Genomic DNA, 25,592 nt, shown 5'->3' with positions numbered 1-25,592 from the left:
AAGGCAACGTGGTGGACGACCTCGAAGGCACGATCACCAACAGCGTCAAGGGCAAGGCGGCGGAACTCGTCAAGTCGAACCAGAAGCTGCAGTTCATCGACAAGGCCAAGGAAAAGATCACCACCACCGTCACCGACTTCCTGAAAAAGAGCGACTTCATCAAGAAGCAGCTCGAATCGGAGACCACCAACAAGTTCGACATCGGCGGCGCCCTGGGCGTGCAGGTCGACATCAACCGCGCCAGCGCCCGCATCGGCGACGGCACCGGCACCATCGCGTCCGGCGGCGCCGACGTGCAGGCGGGCGGCACCGTCACGGTGTTCGCGCGCGTGCAGAACCGTCCCGACATCACCACCGGCGCCTCGGTCGAGAACGAGACCGAGAAGGCCGCCCAGAAGGAAGCAGGTCTGGGCGTGGCGGTGGCGCTGGCGGTCGGCGTCTACCGCAATGCCACCGAGGCGTACATCGCCGGCAATGCGGAGGTCGATGCCAAGGGCAAGCTGACCGTCATGGCGAAGACGCTCAACGAGCTCGACCGCGATTCGGAATGGGGCAAGAACCTCATCACGCCGTTCAGCGAGGACAACACCACCGCCGACCACCAGTCCGGCGAGGCCGAGGAGGATGCGGAAGTCGCCCACGGCGACACGGTCGAGGTCAGTGAAGGACACAGCGCCGGCGGCGAGGTCGGCAACTGGTACCGCTACATCGGGCTCGGCAACTACGCCGGCGACCTGGCGCAGGCGGATTTCACCGACACCACCAAGTGGGAGGAGCTTGGCAGCCCGGCGCGCGTCGTCGCCGGCAACTTCTTCACCAACCTGACCGGCTACCTGAACGACGGCGCCGGCCTGGACGATTACCTGATCGACTCCTGGAGCCAGGCCAATGCCGAGGGGCAGGTCAAGGCCGGGGCCGGGTCGGCATCGATGCTGGTGCTGGACCAGAGCGCCAGCGCCACCATCCGGTCGGGCGCGCGCATCAACCAGGACATCGACGGCAAGAGCGGCAACGACAACTTCCGCACCGGCGAACAGGACGTGGAGATCGATGCCAACAGCACCAACCACGGCTTCCACCTGGTGGGCAACTTCAAGACCCCCGGCATCTCCAGCGGCAAGGATGCGCAGAGCTGGTCGCTGGACGGCATCCAGTTCCTGCCGTCGGGCGGGGTGAAGTCGGCCAAGGACGGCAGCGCGGTCGGCGTCGGCTTCGGTTTCTACGCCTACGATAACGACGTCACCGCGAAGATCGAGGATGCGGTCACGCTGTACGCCAGCAGCCTGGACGTCAAGGCCAGCACCGAGGTGCTGTCGGTCGCCCTCGCCGCGTCCGGCAGCGAGGCCGGCAACGTCGGCGCCAACGGCGCCGTGGCCGCCGCCGTCGTCACCAACAATACGCTGGCGCAGATCGACAACGGCGCCAGCATCACCGTCGGCAGCAAGACCATCGGCTCCACCGGCAGTTCGGTGCGCGTCGAGGCCAAGGACAAGAGCAACGTGATCACCGCCGCCGGCGCGGTCGCGAGTTCCGAGCATATCGGCTTCGGCGCCTCGGTCGGCGTCAACGTCATGGTGCGCAACACCAGCGCGCTGATCGGTGCGATCGAGGGCGACGCGGGTACCGATACCCGCGGCAGCTTCACCGCCGGCGGACAGGTCCAGGTCGCGGCCATCAACAACGGCTTCATCGGCAGTTTCGCGGTGGCGGGCGCCAAGGCGTCGAGCAAGCCGGCCGAGGCGCCCCCGAGCACCCCGCCCGCCACGCCGAACCCGGGCACTGGCGGCACCCAGGGATCGGACGGCACCGCGCAGAGCAATGCCGACCTGAAGTCCTGGCAGGACAAGATGGGTTCGGTCCTGAAGGAGATGAACAAGGCGCCGGCGGGCAGCACCACGCCGGACACCGCCGCCGCGACCGAGCAGCCGGCGCAGGCGAAGACCGGCATCGCGGTTGCCGGCTCGGTCACCGTCAACGTGGTCGACGACAATACCCGCGCCTACCTGCGCAAGACCGGCATCGTCTCCACCGGCAACCTGGTGCTCGATGCAAGCAACGACAGCCTGCTCGGTTCCCTGGCCGGTTCCGTCGCCTACGCCAGTTCCAGCGATGCCAGCAAGTCGACCACCGCCGTGGCCGGCGGCTTCGGCGTCAACGTGGTGGCGGGGGATACCGCCGCGTATATTGACGACGTGACGAGCCTGTCGGTGGCGAAACTGGATGTCGAGGCGGCGCGCCTCGGCTGGATCGCCGCGCTCGCGGCCGGCGTCAGCGGCGCCACCGGCAAGCAGGGCAACGCGGTGGCGGGTTCGGTGGCGGTGAACATCACCCTGAACACCACCCGCACCGCCCTGACCAACACCCGGGGCGGCGCCAGCGGCACGGTGAAGCTCAATGCGCACGACGACACCAACCTGATCAGCGTGGCCGGCTCCGCCGCCTTCGGCGGCAAGGGCGGCTACGGCGTCTCGATCGGCTATGCCCAGATCGGCAACAAGGTCGAATCCCTGCTCGGCAACGTCGACAGCTTCACCCACGGCGGCCAGCTCGACGTGCTGGCCAGCTCCAGCGCCAAGATCATCTCGGTCACCGGCTCGCTGGGCGTCGCCACCGGCGGCGGCACCACGGACGGCAATGCGCTCGGCGGCACGATCTCGGTCAACATCGTCGACAACAAGATCAGTGCGAAGATGGTCGACAGCAACATGCTGGCCGGCTCGCACGGCGACGTGAACGTCAGGGCAGAGGACAAGTCCGGCATCTACGGATTCGCAGGCGGCTTCGGCCTCGGCCGCAGCGGCGGCTACGGCGTCGCCGCCGCGGCGAACGTCATCGGCAATACGGTCACCGCGGCCGTCGACAACGTCGACATCGATACCGACGGCAAGCTCACCGTCAGCGCGAACGAAAAGGCGACCATCGCCGGCGTCGCCGTCGGCGGCGCGGGTTCCGACAAGACCGCCATCGCCGGCTCGATCGCCATCAATGCCATCGTCAACGGCAGCGAGGCCCGCATCAAGCAGGGATCGAACATCAAGACCGCCGGCGCGGTCCTGGTCGAGGCGCTCGACCAGGCGCTGCTGGTCTCCGTCGCCGGCGCGCTGGCGGCGTCGCCCAAGGGCGACACCGGCGTCGGCGTGGCGGTCAGCTGGAACCGCGTCAGCGACGCGGCGGCGGCCTTCATCGAGGGCTCGACGGTGCAGGCAGGCGGTTCGGTTGCAGTCACCGCCGCATCGCAGTCGCTGCTGGTCGGCATCGGCGCCGCCGGTGGCGGCGCCAAGTCCACCGGCGGCGCGGGATCGCTGACGATCAACTCGATCGCCAACCGCATCGACGCGCACGTCGCGGACGCCACCGTCACCGCGGGCGGCAACGTCACCGTCAGCGCCAGCGAGGCAGCCACCATGTATGTGGGCGCGCTGGCGATCGGCGCGGCCACCGGCGAATCCGGCACCGCGATCGGCGCGGTGCTCGCCTACAACTACGTCGGCGCGATCGACAACATGGCCGACCCCAACCTGATCAGCGTGGCGGATGCGCCGGCCGATCCGGACGGCGCGAACGGCAGCAAGCACGTCTCGGTGGCCGGCGCCGCCGGTGCCACCGCGGCCAGCGTGACCGCCTACATCGAGCGCTCCGGCGTCACCGCCGGCGGCAGCGTCGCGGTCACCGCCGGCTTCGACGACCCCTCCGACACCCTCAGCACCGGCCCGCTCGCGGCCGACAGCAAGGCCGTCAATCCGTCCACCGACGTCACGCTCACCAGCGACTACCTCACCGTCAGCGGCCATGGCCTGCAGACCGGCGACGAGGTCACCTACGCGTACGCCAGCGGCGCGGCCATCGGCGGCCTGACGGCAGCCACCACGGCCGACGGCGTCACATCGCCGAAGTACTACGTCATCAAGGTCGACGCCAACGCCTTCAAGCTGGCGGCCACGCTCGACGACGCACTGGCCGGAAAGGCAATTGCCCTGACCGCCGCCGGCAGCGGCAGCGGCCACCAGCTGAAGAAGACGACCGCCGGCGCCGTTGCGGTCGCCCTGAATCCTGCCGCGGTCACGGTGCACAACAACAAGGCCGACAGCATCACTTTCGGCAGCGCGCACAAGCTCAATTCCGGCGACGCCTTCGTCTACCGCAAGGGCGCGGCGTCCAACGACGGCATCGGCAACCTGGTGGAAGGCGAGACCTACTACGTGATCCGGGTCGATGCGACGACGATCCGCCTCGCCGCGTCGCGCGAGGACGCGGTGGCGGCGACGCCGAAGGCGATCATGCTGACCGACAAGGGCACCGGCAGCGGCCATAGCCTGGTGGTCAAGCCCTCCAGCATCAACGCGCAGGGCATCGCACTGGCGCTGCCGACCTCGATCGGCGCGCAGATCACCAGCGTGACGGCGGCGGGCGCGGGCGGCAAGAACAACGCCGGCGCGGGCGCGATTTCGCTTAATTTCGTGCGCATGAACATCGACGCGCATATCTCGGGCACCGGCAGCAACCAGGCGATCACCGCGACCGCCGGCGACGTGCTGGTGCTGGCGAAGGACGCCTCGGCCATCTATTCCGGCACCGGCGCGCTCGGCCTGTCGCTCGGCAAGGGCACGGCGGTCAATGCCTCGGTCGGCGTCAACGACATCAAGAACAACGTTACTGCGCAGATCGCCGGCGCCAAGGTGGTGGCGAACGCGGGCGGCGTCACCGTCAGCGCCGAGGAATCGGCGCGCATCGTCAACATCGTGGCCGGCGGCGCGGCGTCGACCGGCGGCGGCAATGCGCTCGGCGGCTCGATCGCGGTCAACCAGATCCGCAATACCATCGACGCCGGTATCGTCGGCGCGACCGCAAGCGGCGTCACTTCTTCGTCCGACGTGTCGGCCAGGACCGGCGTTGCCGTCACCGCGCGCGACAAGGCGGCGATCGCCTCGCTCGCCGGCAATGTCTCGGCTTCCATCGGCGGCGGCAAGTTCGGCGTCGGCATGGCGATTGCCGTCAACAACATCCAGGACACCGTGCAGGCGCGGATCGACAATGCAGCAGTGTCGGCCAGTGCCGGCGATATCCTGGTCGAGGCGGAATTCGCCAAGCCGGGCATGTTGCCTTCGGTGCTCGACGCCCAGATCACCGCTGTCGCGGTCAGCGGCGGCGGCGCGGACAACATCGCCGGGGCCGGCTCGGTCGCCCTGAACTTCATCCGCAACGCGGTGCGGGCGTCGATCGCCAATGTCGGCGACATCCGCACCAATGCCGATGACATCCTTGCCAGCGGCAGCATCCGCGTGCTTGCCAGCGACAGCTCCACCATCCATTCCCTGGCCGGCGCGATCGCGATTTCCGGCATCGGCGCCCAAGGTGCGTCCGGCGCCATCGGTGCGTCCGTCGCCTACAACTACCTCGGCGGTGATCCCAATGCCCCGGCGTCGACCGACAACAACCTCGTCAGCGCGCGCATCGAGAACGTTGGCGGCAGCATCAAGGCCGGCAAGATCAAGCTCGACGCGTCCTACAAGGGCGAGATCAACAACATCACGGTCGCGGGCGCGGGCGCCGGCAACTTCGCGCTAGGCGGCGCGGTGTCGATCAACCGCGTCCGCAACACCAGCGACGCCCACATGGCGAACCTGGCCAGCGTCACGGTGACCTCCACCGGCGCCGACAGCATCGCCATCAACGCCGACGACAAGTCCACCGTGCGCGTGCTGGCCGGCGGCGTCGGCGTGGCCATCGCCACCCAGAATCCGGTCGCGATCGCGGCCGGCGTGTCGGTCGCGGTCAACGAGATCGCCAACACCGTCGCCGCGTACATGGATGATGTGCAGGCGGCGGCCGCGGGCGGCATTACGCTGAGCGCGGCGGAAGCGGCAACGGTCGAGGCGCTCACCATCGGTGTCGCCGTCGGCGCCACCACCAGCGGCGGCTTTGCCGGTTCCGGCGCCGGCGCCGGCTCCGGCAACATCATCAAGAACAAGGTCTCCAGCTACATCAAGAACAGCAAGGCCAGCGGCGGCATCAGCGCCGGCGGCGACATCGTCATCTCGGCGGCCGACAGCGCGAAGGTGCTGGCTGGCGCCGGCGGCTTCTCCTTCGGCGGCTCCTTCGGCGGCGGCGGCGCGGGCGCGTCGATCGGCATTTCGGTGGCCACCAACGAGATCGAAAACACGGTCGACGCGTTCGTGGACGGCAGCAGCCTGCATATCAGCGGCAATGACCTGCGCCTGAGCGCCACCGAGAGCGCGGTGATCCAGGCCCTGACCATCGGCGGCGCGGTCGGCGTCAGCGGTGGCGGCGGAGGCGCGGGCGTCGGCGTGGCCGGCGCCGGTTCCGGCAACATCATCAACAACAAGACCCGCGCGGCAATCCGCAGCGGCAGCAGCGTCACCACCACCGGCAGCGGCGAGGTCAGCATCAGCGCGACCGACAGCGCTGAGATCATCGCCAATGCGGGCGGCGTCGGCGTCGGCGTGCAGGCGGGCGGGGGCGGCGCGGGTGTGTCGCTCGGCGTCGCATTTGCCGAGAACAAGGTCACCAACGACGTCTCCAGCCTCATCGAGGATGCGGCGGTCACGGCAGGCGGTGCGCTCGGTCTTTCCGCAGCTCAATCGTCGACGATCTGGGCGCTGTCGATCGGCGGCGCGGTCGGCGTGCAGGCGGGCGGCGGCGGCGGCGGCGTCGCGGTGGCGGGCGCCGGCTCCCACAACACCATCAGCAACAAGGTGACGGCGGCGATACGCAGCGCCGGCGCCGCAACCAGCGCGACGGCGGGCGGCGCGCTCTCCCTCAAGGCCAGCGACAACAGCGAAATCCTCGCCAATGGCGGCGGCATCGGCGTGGCGGTGCAGGCGGGCGGCGGCGGTGCCGGCGTCACGGTCGGCATGTCGGTCGCGGTGAACAAGGTCGCCAATACCATCGATGCAGTCGTCGACGGGGCGGGCGCCTCGGCGGCCAGCATCGCGCTTGCCGCGGAACAGAAGACCAAGGTCTGGGCCCTGACCGTCGCGGGTGCGGTCGGCGTGCAGGCGGGCGGCGGCGGCGCGGGCGTGTCCGGGGCGGCAGCGGACTCGTACAACGAGATCGCCAATGCGGTCACGGCGGCCATCCGTAACACCCAAAATGTCAGTACGCTTGGTGCGCTCAGCATCAGCGCCAGCGACAGCAGCGAAATCTACGCCAACGGCGGCGGCCTGAGCGCGGGCGTGCAGGCGGGCGGCGGCGGCGCGGGCGTCACGCTCGGCATCTCGGCCGCGCAGAACAAGATCGCCAATACGGTCGATGCGTTGATCGATAATGCCGACGTCACGGCCGGCAGCGCGTCGCTCTCCGCCACCGAGGACGCGCTGATCGAAGCGCTTAGCATCGGCGGCTCGCTCGGTCTCCAGGCCGGCGGCGGCGGCGCCGGTATCGGCGGCGCCGGCGCGGGCTCCGGCAACGTCATCGCCAACAAGACCCGGGCGGCCGTGATCGACGGCAGCAAGCTCACCACCACCGGCAGCGGCGCGGTCACCATCAGCGCCACCGACAGCGCGCAGATCATCGCCAATGCCGGCGGCGTCGGTGTCGGCGTGCAGGCGGGCGGCGGCGGGGCCGGCGTCTCGCTGGGCGTGGCCTTTGCCGACAACAAGATCAGCAACGAGGTCAGCGCCCTGGTCGAGGATGCGCAGGTCGCGGCCGGCGGCGCGGTCAGCCTGACCGCGGCCGAGACGGCGGAAATCTGGGCGCTGTCCATCGGCGGCGCCGTGGCAGTGCAGGCCGGCGGCGGCGGCGCCGGCGTGTCTGCGGCGGGCGCGGCATCGCACAACACGACCAGCAACAAGGTCACCGCGGCCATCCGCAATGCCAGCGGCAGCACCCGCGTGACGGCGGTCGGCGCGCTCACGATCAAGGCCAGCGACAGCAGCGAGATCCTGGCCAACGGCGGCGGCATCGGCGTCGGCGTCCAGGCGGGCGGCGGTGGCGCAGGCGTCACAGTCGGCATGTCGGTGGCGGTCAACAAGACCACCAACCAGGTGAACGCGCTCATCGACGGCGCCACAGCCAGCGCCGCGCGCATGGCGCTGACGGCCGAGCAGAGCACCGACATCCGGGCACTGACCATCGCCGGCGCGGTCGGCGTGCAGGCAGGCGGCGGCGGAGCGGGCGTGTCCGGCGCGGCAGCCGACTCCTACAACGAGATCGCCAACGCAGTGACGGCGGCCGTCCGTAACACCCAGGACATCAGCACGCTCGGCGCGATCACCATCAGCGCCAGCGACAGCAGCGAGATCTACGCCAACGGCGGCGGCCTGAGCGTCGGCGTGCAGGCGGGCGGCGGCGGCGCAGGCGTCACGGTCGGCGTATCGGCGGCACAGAACAAGATCGGCAATACCGTCGACGCGCTGGTCGACAATGCCAGCGTCACTGCCGGCAGCGTTGCGCTCAGCGCGACCGAGTCGGCGATGATCGAGGCCCTGAGCGTCGGCGGTTCGGTCGGTGCGCAAGTCGGTGGCGGCGGCGCCGGCATCGGCGGCGCCGGTGCGGGTTCGGGCAATGTCATCAGCAACAAGACCCGCGCCGCCATCCTCGGCGGCAGCAACGTCACCACCAGCGGCAGCGGTGCGGTGAGCATCAGCGCCAGCGACAGCGCGCGCATCATCGCCAACGCCGGCGGCTTTGCCGTCGGCGCCCAGGTCGGCGGCGGCGGCGCCGGCGTTTCGCTGGGCGTGGCCTTTGCGGAAAACAAGATCACCAATGAGACCTCGGCCCTGGTCGACAATGCCAGGGTCACGGCCGGTGGCGCGCTCGGCCTGAGCGCGACCCAAAGCGCCGACATCTGGGCGCTGTCGTTCGGCGGCGCGGTCGGCGCGCAGGTCGGCGGCGGCGGCGCGGGTGTATCGGTGGCCGGTGCCGGTTCCTACAATACGACCAGCAACAAGGTCACCGCGGCCATCCGCAGCAGCAGCGGCACGGGCCGCGGCGTCAGCGCAGGCGGTGCGATCACCGTCAGCGCCAGCGACAGCACCGACATCCTCGCCAATGGCGGCGGCCTCGGCCTGGCAATCCAGGGCGGCGGCGGCGGCGCCGCGCTCACCGCAGGCGTTTCGGCCGCGGAAAACAAGATCGGCAATACCGTGGACGCAGCGATCGACGCGGCGACGGTGACCGCGGGCAGCGCCGGCATCAGCTTGAGCGCAAGCGAGAGCGCGCAGATCGAGGCACTCAGCATCGGCGGCGCGCTGGCCGTGTCGGGCGGCGGCGGCGGGGTCGGCATTGGCGCGGCAGGCGCGTACTCCGGCAACACCATCAAGAACAAGGTCCATGCAGCGGTGCGCAATGGCGCCGACGTGTCCACCAGCGCCGGCGGCGCGGTGCAGCTTTCCGCCAGCGACAGCGCGCGCATCAAGGCCGATGCCGGCGGTGCGGCGGCTGCGGTCGCCGCCGGTGGCGGCGGTGTCGGCGCTTCGCTGGGCGTGGCGGCGGCCATCAACGCGGTCAACAATGAAGTCGATGCCTATGTCAACGGCGCACGCGTCGCGGCAGCCGGCAACCTGACCCTGGACGCGGCTTCCACCGGCGTGATCGATGCCATGGCGATCGGCGGCGCGGTCGCGGCGGGGATCGGCGGCACGGGCGTCGCGCTGGCGGGTGCGGGCGCAGGCGCGGACAACAAGATCGGCAGCCGCGTCAGCGCGTATGTGCAGGACAGCAAGGGCACCGGCCGCGGCGTCAGCGCCGGCGGCGCGCTCAAGCTCAGCGCCAGCGACAGCAGCAGCATCTTCAGCAAGGCAGTCGGCGCCGCGGCGTCGGTCAGCGCCGGTGGAGGCGGGGGCGGCATCGCGCTTGGCGCGGCCGTCACCACCAACCAGATCGGCAACATCGTGCGGTCCTATGCCGACAATGCCTCGCTGAGCGCGGGCGGCGGCGGCATCACCCTGGAGGCGAAGGAAACCGCATCCATCACCGCGCGCAGCATCGGCGGCGGCGTGGCGATCGACGCCAACATGGCCGGCGGCGCCGGCGCGGTCGGCACCGGCAGCGCGATCAACACCATCGCCAGCACCATCGAAGCTTACCTGCGCAACGGCAGCAGCGCGTCCACCAGCAACGGCGGCGCCGTCAGGCTCGATGCCAGCGACAGGGCAACGATCACGACGGAAAACGCGGCAGCATCGGCAGCGGTCTCGGCCGGCGTCGCCAACGTCACCGTTTCGCTGGCCGCGTCGGTCGCCGAGAACGACATCGGCAATACCGTGCGCGCGTACAGCGAAGCCTCGACCATCAGCAGCGCCGGCGCCATCGAACTGGTCGCCAGCGCCAACCCGGTGATCAAGGCGAGCTCGGTCGCCGCCAGCGTGTCGGTGGCCGCCTCGGCCAACGGCATCGCCTTCGCCGGCGCCGGCGCTACTGCCGGCAGCCGCATCCACAACACCGTCAACGCCTTCATCCGTGGCGCGAGTGCCGCGGCGAAGAGCGGCATCACGGCCGGCGGCAACATCAGCCTGTCGGCGTCCGAAACCGCGAACGTCCACGCCGACGTCGGCTCCGGCGCGCTGTCGTTCGGTCTGTTGGGCGCCTCGGTCGGCGTCTCGCTGTCCGACAATTCGGCCAGGAGCGAAGTCAAGGCATGGACCGACAATGCGACGCTGGCCAGCACCGGCGGCAGCATCGGGATCAAGGCCGAGGCACGCGACACCCTGAGCAGCAAGACCTACGCAACGGCCGGCGCGCTTGCCCTCGGCGGCGCGGCGGCGGCCACCACCGCCAAGGTCGAGGCCAGCCCCGACGTCGAAGCCTGGGCCGGCAGCGGCGCCAGCCTGAACGCCGCGGGCGATATCAACATCAGCGCCCTGAGCAGCAACATCGCCAGCGCCAGCACCCTGGCCGCCGCCGGCGGCCTGGCCGGCATCGGCACCAGCACCAGCACCGCCATCAACAACGGCAAGGTCAGGGCGCACCTCGACGGCAACGTCACCGGCGCGCGCGACCTCAGCATTACCGCCAGCGACACCGACACCGCCAGTGCCGACAGCAAGGCGGCTGCCGGCGGCATCCTGGCCGGCGCCGGTTCGGTCGCCAGCGCCACCGTCACGCCGACGGTCGAGGCGTACATCGGCAGCGGCAGCGGCAGCGGCACCGGCAACACCAGCGCGGCCAGCGGCAGCAGCAACAACAGCGTCACCACCGCGCGCGCCGTCAAGGTCAACGCCAGCGCGACGCCGAAGGCCAATGCCGACGCCTGGGGCGTCTCGGCCGGCGGCGCCGCCGTCGGCGTGTCGCAGGCCAGCGCCACCGTCTCGCCCGACATCCGCGCAGCGGTCGGCGGCACCCTCACCACCGGCGACCTGACGGTGACGGCGGCCCAGCTGCTGCACGGCAGCGGGGTGTCGGCCGACGCCGAAGCGGAAGGCTCTTCCGGCGCGCTGATCGGCGTTGCATCGACCTCCGCCACCGCGATCAACGGCAGCAGCGGCGACCGTGCCACGGTCAGCAGCCTGATCGCCGACAATGCGACCCTGGTCATCCACGGCGCGACCGCGATCACCGCCAACAGCAACAGCAAGCAGAATGCCCGCGCCGACAGCGCGGCTGGCGGCATCATCGCCGCCGGCGCCGCAGCGTCGGCCGCCAAGTCCGACACTGCGACCAAGGCGTGGATCGGCAGCGGCGTCAAGCTGACCGGCGACACGCTCTCGATCACCGCCAACGGCCATGACAACAATGTCGCCAACACCACCGCCGGCAGCGGCGGCGTGCTGGCCGGCGCCGGCGCCAGCGCCGACACCCGCAGCGTCAGCGACACCAGCGCGCTGATCCAGGACGGCGTCGCCGGCCGCAGCATCGAGCTGGGCAATGCCGGCCTGCTGCCGGTGCTCGACCGCAACAGCCAGGCGGACTTCAGCACCAGCCAGGGTACCCGCACCGTCAACAACGGCCAGACCGTGGACGTCGTCAGCGGCCACGCCGCCGGCGGCGAAGTCGGCACGCGCTACCAGTACGTCGGCACCGATGCCGCCGGCACCTACACCACCGACTCCGGCCTGCAGGTGCCGCGGTCCGGCGAGACGGTGGACGTGCGCAGCGGCTTCAACGGCACCGGCCAGGTGGGCGGACGCTACAAGTACGTGGGCCCGGTCACGACGGCGACCCATACGACCGACACCGATTCCACCAAGGTCCGTACCCTCCACCAGGGCAATACGGTGGACGTCGGCATCGCCCGCACACCGTCCGCCAACGATCCGGTCATGCTCAAGGGCAGCACCGGTTCGCGCTATGAGTACGTCGGTCCCAACGGCGCCCAGATCGACCTCAACAACGAGAACTTCCTCGACACCACGCGCTGGAAGAAGATCGGCACCGACCTCAAGAACGAGAACTTCGGCGATACGTCGCGCTGGCAGTATGTGGGCGCCACACCGAGCGCCGCGGCCAGCATCGACCTGGCCGACGAGAACTTCAACAACACCGCGCGCTGGAAGGCGGTCGGCATCCTCGACGGCTCCGGCAAGCTCAACATCTCGGCAGACCATACCGCCGCCTTCAGCAGCAACCAGTCGACGGTGGCCGGCGGCGCGCTGTCGGGCAGCGGCGCCGTCGGCGACCAACGGGTGCAGGCCAAAGTCAATGCCGGTGTCGGCGCCGGCGTAGTGGTCAACGCCAGCGAAATCGTGATCGGCGCGGTCAATCACGTGCTGTCCAACACCAGCATCTCCGGCACCACGGGCGGCATCGCGTCCGCCGCCGGCGCCACCAGCACCACCACGCTCGACCTGGCGACCGTCACCAGCGTCGGCGACAACAGCAGGCTCACCGTGCGCGGCCTGCAGGCGAGCGCCGGCGACATGACGCTGACCGCTCTCAATGACATCGTCGCCCACGACAAGGTGACGCTCAAGACCGGCGGCGCCATCTCCGGCGCCGGCGCCTACTCCACCATCGCCACCAGCCAGGACCTGGCGCGCGTCAGCATCGGCGCCAGCGCGCAGCTCTCCAGCGTCGGCGCGGTCAACCTGTCGGCGCGCGGCCAGGGCAATACTTCGTCCACCGTCAACGCGGAGACTTATGGCGCGGCAACCGTGGCGGTGGCCAAGTCCAAGGTCGACCTCAAGCCGGTCAACGAAGTGCTGGTCGGCCAGGGCGCGCTGGTGCGCGCTTACGGCGAACTCAACGTCTCGGCCGGCACCGGCACCGACCACAACCGCGACCAGTACACGGTGGGCGCGCGCACCGACACCTTTGCCGGCAGCGCGATCCCGATCGACGACGTCAACTCGGAGGCCTACCTGCGCCAGACCAACAGCATCGTGGTCAGCCAGAACGCGGTCATGGAGACCGCGCGCGACGCCAAGCTGCATGCGGAACACAACGGCTTCGCCAACATGAGCAGCCGCGCCAAGGCGGTTAACTGGGCGAGCGCGATCGGCGACGCCCTGAGCGGCTCGGAGTCTTACACCGGCGAACTCAGCAGCAGCGCGCTCGGCAACGTCACGGTGCAGGGCACGATCCGCACCGGCATCCAGCGCAGCCAGACGCTGGTGCTGGGCAAGGAGCCCCTGGCCAGCGGCTCGGCCGACCCGAGCGGATGGGACCGCAATACCGGCGCCATCTACGCGTCGGAGCAGAACGGCATCACCTACCGGGTGGCGCTGGAGCCGCTGATGAGCGACCTCGCCAAGCAGCTGGCGGCGGCGCAGAAGAGCTACGAGAACTATTCCCAGTCCAACAACAGCGAGCTGACCGGGTTCTACCTGCGCGAGATCAACCGCATCAAGCAGGAGATGAATGCCCAGGGCCTGCTCGATTCGCGCGGCGCGGTAAAGCAGCAGTATGTGATGACCGTGTATGTCGACCCGGTCTGGGCCCAGGCCGGCATCATCGACGTGCGCGGCGACAACCTGCTCGGCAGCGGCAAGTTCGATTCGCCCGGCGACGCCTCCGTCACCATCGTCAACCATACCCCGGCCTTCCTCAAGCTGATGGGCATCACCATCCCGGAAAGCAACGGCGGCCTGGTGATCAATGGCGTGGTTGCCCAAAGCAACGTCAAGATCAACGAGCTCAACGAGAGCAGGACCGGCGCGGCGTTCGGCGAGGTGCCGCAGGCCGGCGCCGGCGCGCTGCCGTCGATCAGCGTCAGGAACACCTTCAACCCGCAGACCTTCAACGGTGGCGGCACCGGCGCGGTCTACGTGTCGCCCGACATCACCGTGGTCGGCAACATCAACAACCTGTCCGGCAACCTGACACTGAAGATCGAGGGCGGCAAGGGCGACATCCAGATCAACGGCACCACGCGCGCGCGCAACATGACCGTCGTCACCGGCGGCAGCGTGTACGTGGAGGGCGTGACGTCCTACTCCGTCGGCGGCGAGGCGTACAGCCAGTGGAAGAGCGTCACCGACGTCAGCCAGGGCGGCACCAGCGGCGTGTCCGGTCCCGGCGCCGGCGCGGCGCAGGCACAGATCAACGCCGTGCTGGCGCAGCAGCTGTCGGGCGTCAACGTCTACGGCGACCGCATTCACATCCAGGCCCAGTTCCTCAATGCCAATGGCGTGATCCAGAGCGGCAAGCAGGACTACAGCATCAGCTTCGGCGAAGCCACCGCCAAGGAAATCCGGGACATCCCGAGCTGGCAGACCGGCGAAGTCCTGCTGCGCACCGCGTCCACCTCGGACTTCGCGGTGCGCTACGACACCGCCACCGGCCGCATCGTGGTCGAGGAACTGCGCGTGTCCGGCGGACTGATCGAGCTCGACGCCACCATTGCCAACACCGGCAAGGGAGAATTCCGCGTGCTCGGCGGCTACGCCAACGTCACCATCGACAACCAGACCGGCTACGACCTGGTGGTCAAGCGGCTCGACGCCTCGCAGCGCGGCACCGGCAAGCTGCTCATCGTCGATCGCGCCAAGAAGGATGCCCAGGGCAACTTTACCGTGACCCTGTACGAGAAGGCCGGCGACAACGTCACCATCACCACCACCGTCGGCAACAGCACCAGCTTCGGCCAGGTCGGCAATCAGTCCACCTACAATCCGCTGTCCGGCCTGCGCTACGGCTGGGCCATCGGCCAGGAAGCCGCGCAGCGCAAGTGGGCCGAAGTCGGCCGCAGCAGCTGGCTGGGCATCGACTGGCTGGCCGCCGATCCGGCCCGCATCAACTGGACCAAGATCGACAATCTCGGCCCCCCGAAACTGGTCGGCAGCGCCGCGTACTACTACGTCGACACCAGCAAGGTCGGTACCGCCTACGAATACGCCTACCAGCGGGTGGAGATGACCGAGCCGGACTTCCGCCAGACCGGCCAGCGGGTGGAGAGCACCTGGTACGGCAAGGAGACGGTGTACTCGACCTTCGTCGAAGAGACGAAGTTCATGGACATCCACAGCCACAACATCCGCGCCGACTACGCCATCAACATCAACTTCATCGGTCACGACAAGAGCGACGTGACGGTGAAGTCGGGCGGCGCCATCTGGCTGCAGGGCCCTATCCTGAACAGCTCGGGCACCACCACCCTGGTGGCGGCGAAAACCATCGAACAGCTGACCGACAGCGCCTACGTCGGCGGCCAGAAGGTGGTGCTCGATGCCAAGGGCGGCATCGGCCTGCAGCCGACCAACAGCGGCGGCGTCGGCCTCAACGTGGACCTGGCGGAAACCCCGCCCTACGATTTCACCACCACATCCGGCCTGACCGCGCTGGAGGCCGGCTACACCATCCGGCTCGCCGGCGACTATGCCGGCGGCGGACAGGCGGGCAAGATCTATCGCTACAAGGGGGCCGCCGCCTCGCTCGACTTGACCCAGCAGAATTACGGCAACACCGCGCTGTGGGAACTGAGCAATTCGGTCGACTACAACTACATCGCCGGCAACGGCAGCTACACCATCAAGGGCCAGCAGGTGCTGGTCAACGGCGGCTATGACAAGGGCGGCGAGCCGGGAGCGGTGTATCGCTACATCGGCGGCGCGGCCAAGCTCGACCTGTCGAAGCAGAACTACGCCGATACCAGCAAGTGGCAGAAGGTGGAGTCGTATGCCGCGCTGACCGCGAACTCTTCGGACGGCAGGATCCAGATCAACGAGATCAACGGCGACATGAAGATCGACCGCGTCACGGCCGGCGCCGGCCAGGACGTCGTGCTGACCGCGGAACGCTCGATCGTGATGGCCAGGACCGGCAGCGCGTCCTGGGGCGACGGCCGCATTGGCAGCGCCGAGCGCAAGGGCGGCTCGATCACGCTGAACGCGCAGACCGGCAGCATCGGTTCTGCCGGCCAGGCCATCACCCTGTACGCCGGGGCCGACCTGAGCAACAGCGTCACCGCGCTGGCCAGGCAGGACATCTACCTGACCCAGGGCGAGTTTTCCGCCGCGGTCAAGGCCGAACAGGCCCGCGCGGGCGATCTGCGCCTGCAGCAGGCGAAGTCCGCCAGCGGCAACGGCACCATCCGCATCGAGGTCAAGGACGGCTACCTGCTCGACGCCAACAAGTCGCAGCAGCGCGACCAGCGCACTTACGAAGAGCTTGCCAGCGGCATGTGGAAGGACCTGCAGCTGACCAAGGAAACCGGCGCCGACGCCAAGGTCGCCGACACCATCGCGTCGTTCAAGGCGGCCAAGGAGCAGGAGTACCGGACCTACTGGTCGTATCGCAACCAGCAGGCCAATCCGGCGGCGTACGACGACAAGTTCGAGGTGCAGCTGTCGGCCGCGCAGGAAGCCTATTACCGCGAGGCCATGGGCTACGACAACGCCGCCATCGCGACCCTCGAAGCCAAGATGACCGCGGAATACCGCGACATGCACAAGCGCTGGGGCAATCCGGCCGAGACCGCCTACAACGCCGGTTTCGTCTACGACGTCACCAGCGGCCCGGGCGCGGCGGAAATACAGGCGCTCAAGGACAGCATCAAGGTCTGGACCAGGGAAGAGCTGCTGCTCACCATGAGCGCCGGCTTGCTCAAGCCGACCGCCGACACCCAGGTCAACATCGAGTCGCCCAACATCGTTGGCCATGACGTCACCATCGTCACGTCCAAGGGCGGCGTCGGCTCGCGCGGCGGGGCAGCCGGCAGCGGCGGGTCCAACGACGGCCAGGTGGTGATCGAGATCGGCAGCACGCCGCTGAAGCTGACCGAGGAACAGCAGGTGGCGCTGGCCGCCGCCGACCGCATCGACATCACCTACCTCGCGGGCGATCCGGTTGCGGCCAAGGTCGATTTCCGCGACATGGGCGCCTACGACACCATCGTCAGCACCAGCACCAGCTTTGCCAACGCGGGGCTCAAGGCCGGCATGCACATCCAGGTCAGCGGCCAGACGTCCAACGTCACCGACAAGGGACAGACCTTCCAGATCAAGAGCATCGACGAGGTCTGGGCCGACGGCAAGCTGGTCAGCAGCACGATCACGCTGACCGCCAAGACCCAGCTGGTCGGCGAGACCGCGCGCACCGTCACGCTGACCCCGATCGCCCTCAATCCGACCCGCTCGGACGTGGTGACCACCCAGGTCAGCATCGGCAGCAGCAACGGCATCGCCACCCTGGTGCGCAACGACGGCGGCGACTGGCTGGCCGACGGCATCCAGGCCGGGATGCAATTCGCGCTGTCCGGCGATACCAGGAACGGCAGTGCCAAGAACACCTGGTACACCGTGGCCAGCGTCACCGAGACCACCATCACCCTGGTGGCCGGCAACACCATGGTGGCCGAGGCAGGGGTCAATGTCGTCCTTACACCCAAAGTGGATGATGTGAGCAAGCTGCGCCCGGCGATCAAGAAGGTGGTGATCGACATGCGCGACGACATCAACGTCGACGCAGGCGGCAGGATCAGCATCACCGCACGCGACACCATCTACCTCGGCTCCGGCGATTCCCCGCTGGCGCTCGGCCTCGGCAACATCGAGGCCGGCGGCGAAGTCCGCATCAAGGGCAAGAACGGCATCGTCAACCGCGCCGCTTCCGGCGTGAACATCGTCGGCGGCGACACCATCCTGGAAGCGGGACGGGGCGCCATCGGCGCCGCGGGCAGCGCCATCACCCTCGATCTGCACGAGAACGCCACGCTGACGGCGCGCGCGCTCAACGACGTGCACCTGCGCGAGACCGCGGGCAGCATGCGCATCGAGGGCGTGTCCTCGGTGCAGGGCATCATCCGCCTGGAATCCGCGGGCGCCATGCTCGACGCGCTGGCCAGCGACACCGCCAAGCTCGCCGCCAAGCGCATCGAGCTCACGGCCGGCGGCGACATCGGCGCGGCCGGCAACATGCTGGAAATGGACCTGACCGCCGCCGGCACCATCCATGCCACGGCCGGCGGAAACATCCACCTGCATGAGACGCTGGGCGACATGAACATCGACCGCATCCGCTCGACCGGCGGCGATGTAAACCTGCGTGCGCATGTGTCGCTGGTCGATGCGTCCACCACGGACAATACGGAAGGAAAACTGGGGGTCGACATCGAAGGCCGCAACATCACGCTCAAGGCGGACTTCGGCAGCGTGGGCGCCGCCGGCAACGATCTCGACATCGACACCAGCTATGCGGGAAGCAGCGCCGGCAGCGGCGGCCTGCTGAAGTCGGAGAGCGCGCTCGGCACCCACCTGATCGAAGCCTGGGGCGACCTGCTGATCGACCAGATCGGGACCGGCGCGCTGTACACCGCCTTCATCGCGGCCCCGCAGGGCAGCATCCTGAACGGCCGCAGCAGCGGCAACAACCTGACGTCCGGCCGCACCTACCTGTTCGCCCGCAACGACATCGGCGCCAGCGGCCGTGCGCTCAGCACCGCCGTCGGCGTGCTGCAGGGCGAATCGACGCTCGGCAGCACCTGGATCCTCAACACCGGCGCGCTGAACCTCGACCTCGTCAGCGGCAATGCCGGCCCGGCCATGGTTTCCGGCGGCACCCTCTATGTCGGCGCGATGAGCCCGGTCACGGTATCGCAGAACCTCAGCGCCGCCGGTGACATCATCATCGTCGCCACCGAGGACCAGACCATACTCACTGGTGAAGCGCTGATCCCCGATCACATCACGGTCAAGTCCGGGCGCACCATCGAAAGCACCGGCGGCGCAGTGCGCCTGCTGGCCGGCGACAACCTGACGATCGAAGCCGGCGCGCTGGTCAAGGCGGCGGGCACCGTCTCCCTGGAAGGCGACTACCAGGGCGATTCCGGCGGCAATGCGGCGAGCGCAGGCCACAACAACCTCGACGTCGCCGGGACCGTCATCACGGTGCTCGGCACGGTGCAATCGGCCACCCGCATCGAGATCCGCGGCGAGTCCGACAACGACACCATCATCCTGTCCGGCAGCCTGAGCGCGCCGCAGATGGTGGTCAGCGGCGGCGACGGCAACGATACCCTCAACATCAGCGGCAGCCTGACCGCAAGCGGCGCATTCGATGTGTCCGGCGGCGAGGGCAACGACCAGTTCAACCTCACGGGCAGCGCGAACGCCGGCAGCCTGGGCATCGACCTCGGCAACGGCAGCAACGCCCTGACGATTGCGGGCACCATGACGGTGCAGGGCGCGGCCGGCTTCGACGCCGGCAGCGGCAACGACCAGTTCACCTTCAACGGCCCGCTGTCGGCCGCCTCCCTGGCGGTCCGCTTTGGCGACGGCAGCAACACGCTGACCGTCAGCGAGGCGTTGAACGTCACCGGCCTGGCGAGCATCACCGGCGGCAGCGGCATCGATCAGTACAACGTCGCCGACCTGCTGAAGGCGGGCACGCTATCCGTCGACATGGGCGACGGCGGCAACACCTTCGCGCTGACCGGCAGCATCGAGGCCGGTGGCGCAGTCAGCATCGCCGGCGGCAGCGGCAATGACAGCTACCTGCTGTCGGGCAGCATCGACGCTGGTTCGGCGGTCATCAATGGCGGCGACGGCGACAACAGCGTGGTCCTCACTGGCATCATCGATGCCGGCGCGCTCTCGATCGACAGTGGCAGCGGTATGGACAATGTCGACCTGGCCGGCACGATCACGTCGGCCACGCTTGCCATCAACACCGGTGGCGGCGCCAACAGCACCGACCTCCATGGCGCAATCACCGTCAGCGGCGCAGCCAGCATCGCCGGCGGCGACGGCGCGGACTACCTGCAAATGCGCGGCCAGCTCAACGCCGCCGCGCTCGGCGTCGCGCTCGGCGCCGGCCAGGACCGGTTCGACATCGCCGGCCAGGTCAACGTGACCAACGGCATGCAGGTTACCCTCGGCGCCGATGACGACCGCTTTGCGCTGTGGGGTGCGCTCAGCGCCGGCCAGCTCACGCTGGGCGCGGGCGACGGCAACGACAGCATCGATGTCTGGGGCACGCTGACGACAGTGACCACCCTGATCGACGGCGGCGCCGGCAACGACGCCATCAGCCTCAATCCGGCCAGCGCCACGCCCGGCTTCAACAACACCCATCAGCTGGTCCTGACCGGCTACACCCGCGTGCTCGGCGGCAGCGGCGACGACAGCATCACGCTCAACCGCCTCGGGTCGCTGACCACCATGCACGGCGGCGTGCGCGACCAGGTGGAACTGGACGGGCAGGGCGGCAGCGACCTCTACACCGTCAACACCACCGGCGCCAGCGACCTGCTGGTGACGGTGAAGGACAGCGGCGCGCCGGCCGACGGCGTCAACCAGCTGACCATCAACGGCACCGCCGGCGATGACACCTTCCTGCTGCGCAAGAAGTTCGTCGCGCTGCTGCAATCGACCGGGCTGGACGGCGTGAACGACGCGCGCTTCAAGGATGCGTACGAGCGCATCAACTACGACGAAGGCATCAATGCCCGCCTGCTGGTCTCCGGCGCGCAAGGCAACGACGCCTTCTACGTCGATGACAACAGCGCCATCACCACGCTCGACGGCGGCAGCGGCAAGGATTTCTTCCAGTTCGGCCAGATGTTCGGCGACAAGCGCATTGCGCCGCGGGTGGCCGGCGGCGACGAGATCGAGACGGTGGAGACCACGCTCGGCTTCCTCAGCAAGGGCATCAGCTACGCCGCCACGGTATTCGGCGGCGATGGCGACGACCGCTTCTCCGTGTACAGCAACAAGGCCGTGCTGAAGCTGTTCGGCGACGACGGCAACGACGAGTTCGTGGTGCGCGCCTTCATCATCAAGGGCACCGCCAACGAACTCGCCAGCACCGATACCGAAGTCACCGGCGGCGCCGGCGACGACCATGTCGAGTACAGCATCAACGCGCCGCTCTCCATCGACGGCGGCGCCGGTGTCGATACCGTCACCGTGGTCGGCACCGAGGCCAACGACAACTTCGTCATCACCGACACCGGCGTCAAGGGCGCCGGCCTGAACGTCGGCATCGAAGGCACCGAGCGCATCGAGGTCGACGGCATGGAGGGCGACGACCACTTCTTCATCCTGAGCACCGCGGCCAACGTGATCACCACGGTGATCGGCGGCCTCGGCAACGACACCATCGATGTCGGCGGCGACGTCACCAAGACCATCGTCGCCAGCTCCGTGGAAGGCCGCAGCGGTTTCATCAACCACGCAATGACCAGCCTGGACCCGGCCTACAACGGCATGTTCGCCGAAGGCGTGCGGCTGAACGTCGGCGGCGGCTCGGAGGGCGCGGTCAAGGTCCAGCAGCAGGCGGCCGGCGACATGGTGCTGGTCGAGGATGCGCTCAACGGCAGCGCAATCAGCTGGTACACGCTGGCGATGAACATCCCGCGTCCGTCCGACGCCACCGTCGCCTACATGACCGTGTCGGCCACGGCGGCGGCCTTCAAGGACCTGCAGAACGGCGGGCGCAGCATCGAGGTCTCGCTCGACGGCGTCAACTTCTCACAGGCGCTGGTGCTGACCTTCGATGCCACCGACAACGGCGGCGCCAACGACTGGACACGCAGCCAGAAGATCTGGGTACGCGCCGCCGGCGACGCGGCGATGGAAGGCGAGCAGAAAGCCGTCATCAGCCACTCGATCCGCAGCGACAACGCCAGCCTGCAGAAGGCCCAGATCGCCAACGTGCAGGTGCGCGTGGTGGACGACGACAAGCCGGCGCTGATCATCCGCGAATCCGAGGGCGGCAACCGCGTGGTGGAAGGCGATGCCACGGGCGATACCTACCAGTTGTCCCTGACCCGGCCGCCCAAGGCCGGCGAAGTGGTCACGGTACGCCTCGACTTCGACACCGCGCAGCTGGAAATCGCGGCGGCGGACCCGGCACACCCGGGCCGTCTCGACGTGGCCGCGCGCACTGTCACCTTCACCGACGCCAACTGGAACCAGGCATTCGAGATCCGGGTGACGGGCCGCCAGAACACGACGGCGGAGAACACTGCCTCGTCCACCATCACCCACGTGCTGAGCACCACCGCCGGCGGCGACTATGCGTCCGCGCTGGAGCAGCCGGAACTGGTGGTCGAGGTGCGCGACGACGACGTCGGCGGCCTGCTGGTCACCCCGACCGGCGGCTCGACCATCGTTTCCGAGGCCGGCAGCGATACCTACAGCATCAGCCTGACGCGCGAACCGACCCACCCCGTCACCGTCAAGCTGATGTCGGACGGCCAGACCATCCTGTCGGACTACCTGCTCGACCAGGGCAGCAGCGATCCGCGCTTTGCGATCATCGACGGCGTGCCGACGGTGACCTTCAACAGCAGCAACTGGAACCAGGCCTTCGTCGTCAAGGTGTCGGTCAATCCGAACGCCGCGACCGACATCGGCAGCGTGCCGGTGCAGACCTTCCCGGCCCAGCCGCACACGCTGGCCGCGGTCAAGGGACCGCTGTTCATCGAGGGCAGCGTGCTGGCCGGCAAGGACCGCTCGCTGCAGCGCGCGGTGATGCTGCCGACCGAGACCGACGGCCCGCTCACCACCTCCAACCTGCAGATTGTCGAAAGCGCCAACACCGACACGCTCAACATCTACAACGACGGCAGCATCGCCAACGACAGCGGCAAGCATGGCCAGGTCAGCAACCTGTCCGGTCTCGCTTCGCTGGTAGGCGTGTCGCCGTCCGCGCTGACGCCGTCGCAGTATGCAAACATCTCCGGCCTCGGCATGGGCGGTCCGCTGACGCTCAACTTCGGTTCGCTCACCGATCCGGACGTGCGTACCGTCGACGGCGGCATCACGTACCACGGTTTCGAAGTGGTCGACATCCTGCTCGGACGCGGCAACGACAGCTTTGTCGTCGACCACAGCGTGGAAGACACCATCACGGTCGTGCAGGGCGGCGGCGGCGATGACCACATCACCGTCAACGGCGGCGGCGGCGCAGCCGCCCCGCTGATCGTCTTCGGCGACACCAGCCAGGACGGCAGCTACTACAGCGGCACGCCGGGAAGCGGCAGCGGCCGCGCGTTCGCATTCGACAACCCGGGCAAGGACACCATCGATGCCCGCAACGCCACGCTCGGACTCACCATCTACGGCGGTGCCGGCGATGACCTGATCTACGGCAGCCAGGGCAATGACCAACTGGCCGGCGGCTCGGGCAACGACCGCATCGTCGGTGGCGGCGGCAACGACCATATCTACGGCGACAGCGGCTTCAACATCGACCTGTCGAAGCGCCTCAGCCTGGCCTCGGCCGATCTGCTGTCGGTGGTCAACGACGCCGGCGCCAATGACGTCGCTGTCACCAGCGACGCGCTTGCCGTCGGCAACGACAGCATCGAGGGCGGCAGCGGCGACGACATCATCCTCGCCGATCACGGCACCATCACCCAGAAGGCGGGCAGCGTGCGCCTGCTGACGACCGCGGATCCGGTGCGGGTGGAGAGCACGGCGAACCGGGCGGGCGGCGACGACGTCATCACCGACGCCGGCGGCAACAACGTCATCATTGCCGGCAACGGCGCCGACAGCGTGACCGCCGGCGCCGGCAACAACGTGGTGATCGGCGACAAGGGCAGCGCGAGCTTCAACGGTGACGGCAGCCTGGCGCAGGCGGAAAGCATCGATTTCGACGCGGCAGGCGGCGGCAACGACACGATCGTGCTGGGCGACGGCAACCAGCGCGTCATCGGCGGCGCCGGTGCGGACAGCATCAGCGCCGGCGATGGCGACAGCCTGGTTCTCGGCGACAACGGCGTGGTCACGATGAGCGTCAGCGGCGTGCTGGTGCGCGTCGAGACCCGCGACAGCAGCACCGCCAGCGGCGGCGACGACACCGTCGTGCTCGGCGCCGGGCGTCAGCACCTGATCGGCGGCATCGGCGCGGACGGGATCACGCTCGGCGCCGGCCAGCGCGTCGTCCTTGGTGACAATGGCCGCGTGGAATACGACAACCTTGGCGCACTGTCCGAAGTCGTCTCCCGCGACTTCGACGCCGGCCTTGGCGGCGGCGACAGCATCGACGCCGCGGATGGCGACAGCGTCATCCTCGCCGGATACGGCAGCGACCTGATCACTGTCGGTGACGGCGACGCCACGCTGGTCGGCGACAACGGCAAGCTGGTCTACAACGCCGGCACGCTGGTGACGGCAGAAACGCTGGACACGGCCAACGGCAGCGGCGGCGACGACGTGATCACCGCCGGCGACAGCAATGGCGGCAGCCACCATGTCCTGGCCGGCGTCGGCGCGGACAAGGTCACGCTGGGCAACGGCAGCCGGGTTGTCCTCGCCGACAACGGCAAGGTCGAATACGACGCCAACGGCGCGCTCTCGCAGGTCATCTCGACCGGCTACGACCAGGCGCTCGGCGGCGACGACAGCATCGCAGGCTTGGACGGCGACAGCATCATCCTCGGCGGTTTTGGCAGCGACCTGATCACCATCGGTGACGGCGACGCCACGCTGGTCGGCGACAACGGCAGGCTGGCCTACAACGCTGGCAAGCTGGTGACGGCGGAAACGCTGGACACGACCAATGCCAGCGGCGGCGACGAGACGATCACCGCCGGCGACGGCCTCCACCATGTCCTGGCCGGCATCGGCGCGGACAAGGTCACGGTGGGCAACGGCAGGAGCGTCGTCCTCGGCGACAACGGCAAGGTCGAATACGACGCCAACGGTGCGCTCTCGCAGGTCATCTCGACCGGCTACGACCAGGCGCTCGGCGGCGACGACACGATCAGCGGCGGCAGCGGCGACGGTATCGTCATCGGCGGCTACGGCAAGGATGCGATCACGGTGGGCAACGGCGATGCGGTGCTGTTCGGCGACAATGCGGCCATCGTCTACACCGCCGGCGCACTCGCCAGCCTGGAAACGCTGGACGCCGCCGTGAACAGCGGCGGCGACGATGTGATCACGGCCGGCGACGGCATCCATCATGTCCTGGCCGGCATTGGAGCGGACAAGGTCATGCTCGGCAATGGCAGCCGGGTTGTCCTTGGCGACAACGGCAAGGTCGAATACGACGCCAACGGCGCGCTCTCGCAGGTCATCTCGACCGGCTACGACCAGGCGCTCGGCGGCGACGACAGCATCGCAGGGTTGGACGGCGACAGCGTCATCCTCGCCGGATACGGCAGCGACCTGATCACCCTCGGTGACGGCGACGCCACGGTGGTCGGCGACAACGGCAGGCTGGTCTACAACGCCGGCAAGCTGGTGACGGCGGAAACGCTGGACACGACCAATGCCAGCGGCGGCGACGAGACGATCACCGCCGGC

The 25,592-nt window shown here is 68.8% G+C and carries 1 protein-coding gene (running past one end of the window); it reads left to right on the top strand.

The window, feature by feature from the left end:
• Positions 1-25,592 carry part of the coding region annotated (locus VIM12_RS00520; RefSeq protein ID WP_331939646.1) for a DUF4347 domain-containing protein on the top strand (this coding region is incomplete at its 3' end). 4,825 nt of the annotated region lie to the left of the window's left edge, so 25,592 of the 30,417 annotated nt are shown.

This window comes from Noviherbaspirillum sp., from assembly GCF_036563305.1.
In the GTDB taxonomy this organism is placed as follows: Bacteria; Pseudomonadota; Gammaproteobacteria; order Burkholderiales; family Burkholderiaceae_D; genus Noviherbaspirillum.
This window is presented reverse-complemented; position numbering and strand designations above follow the sequence as displayed.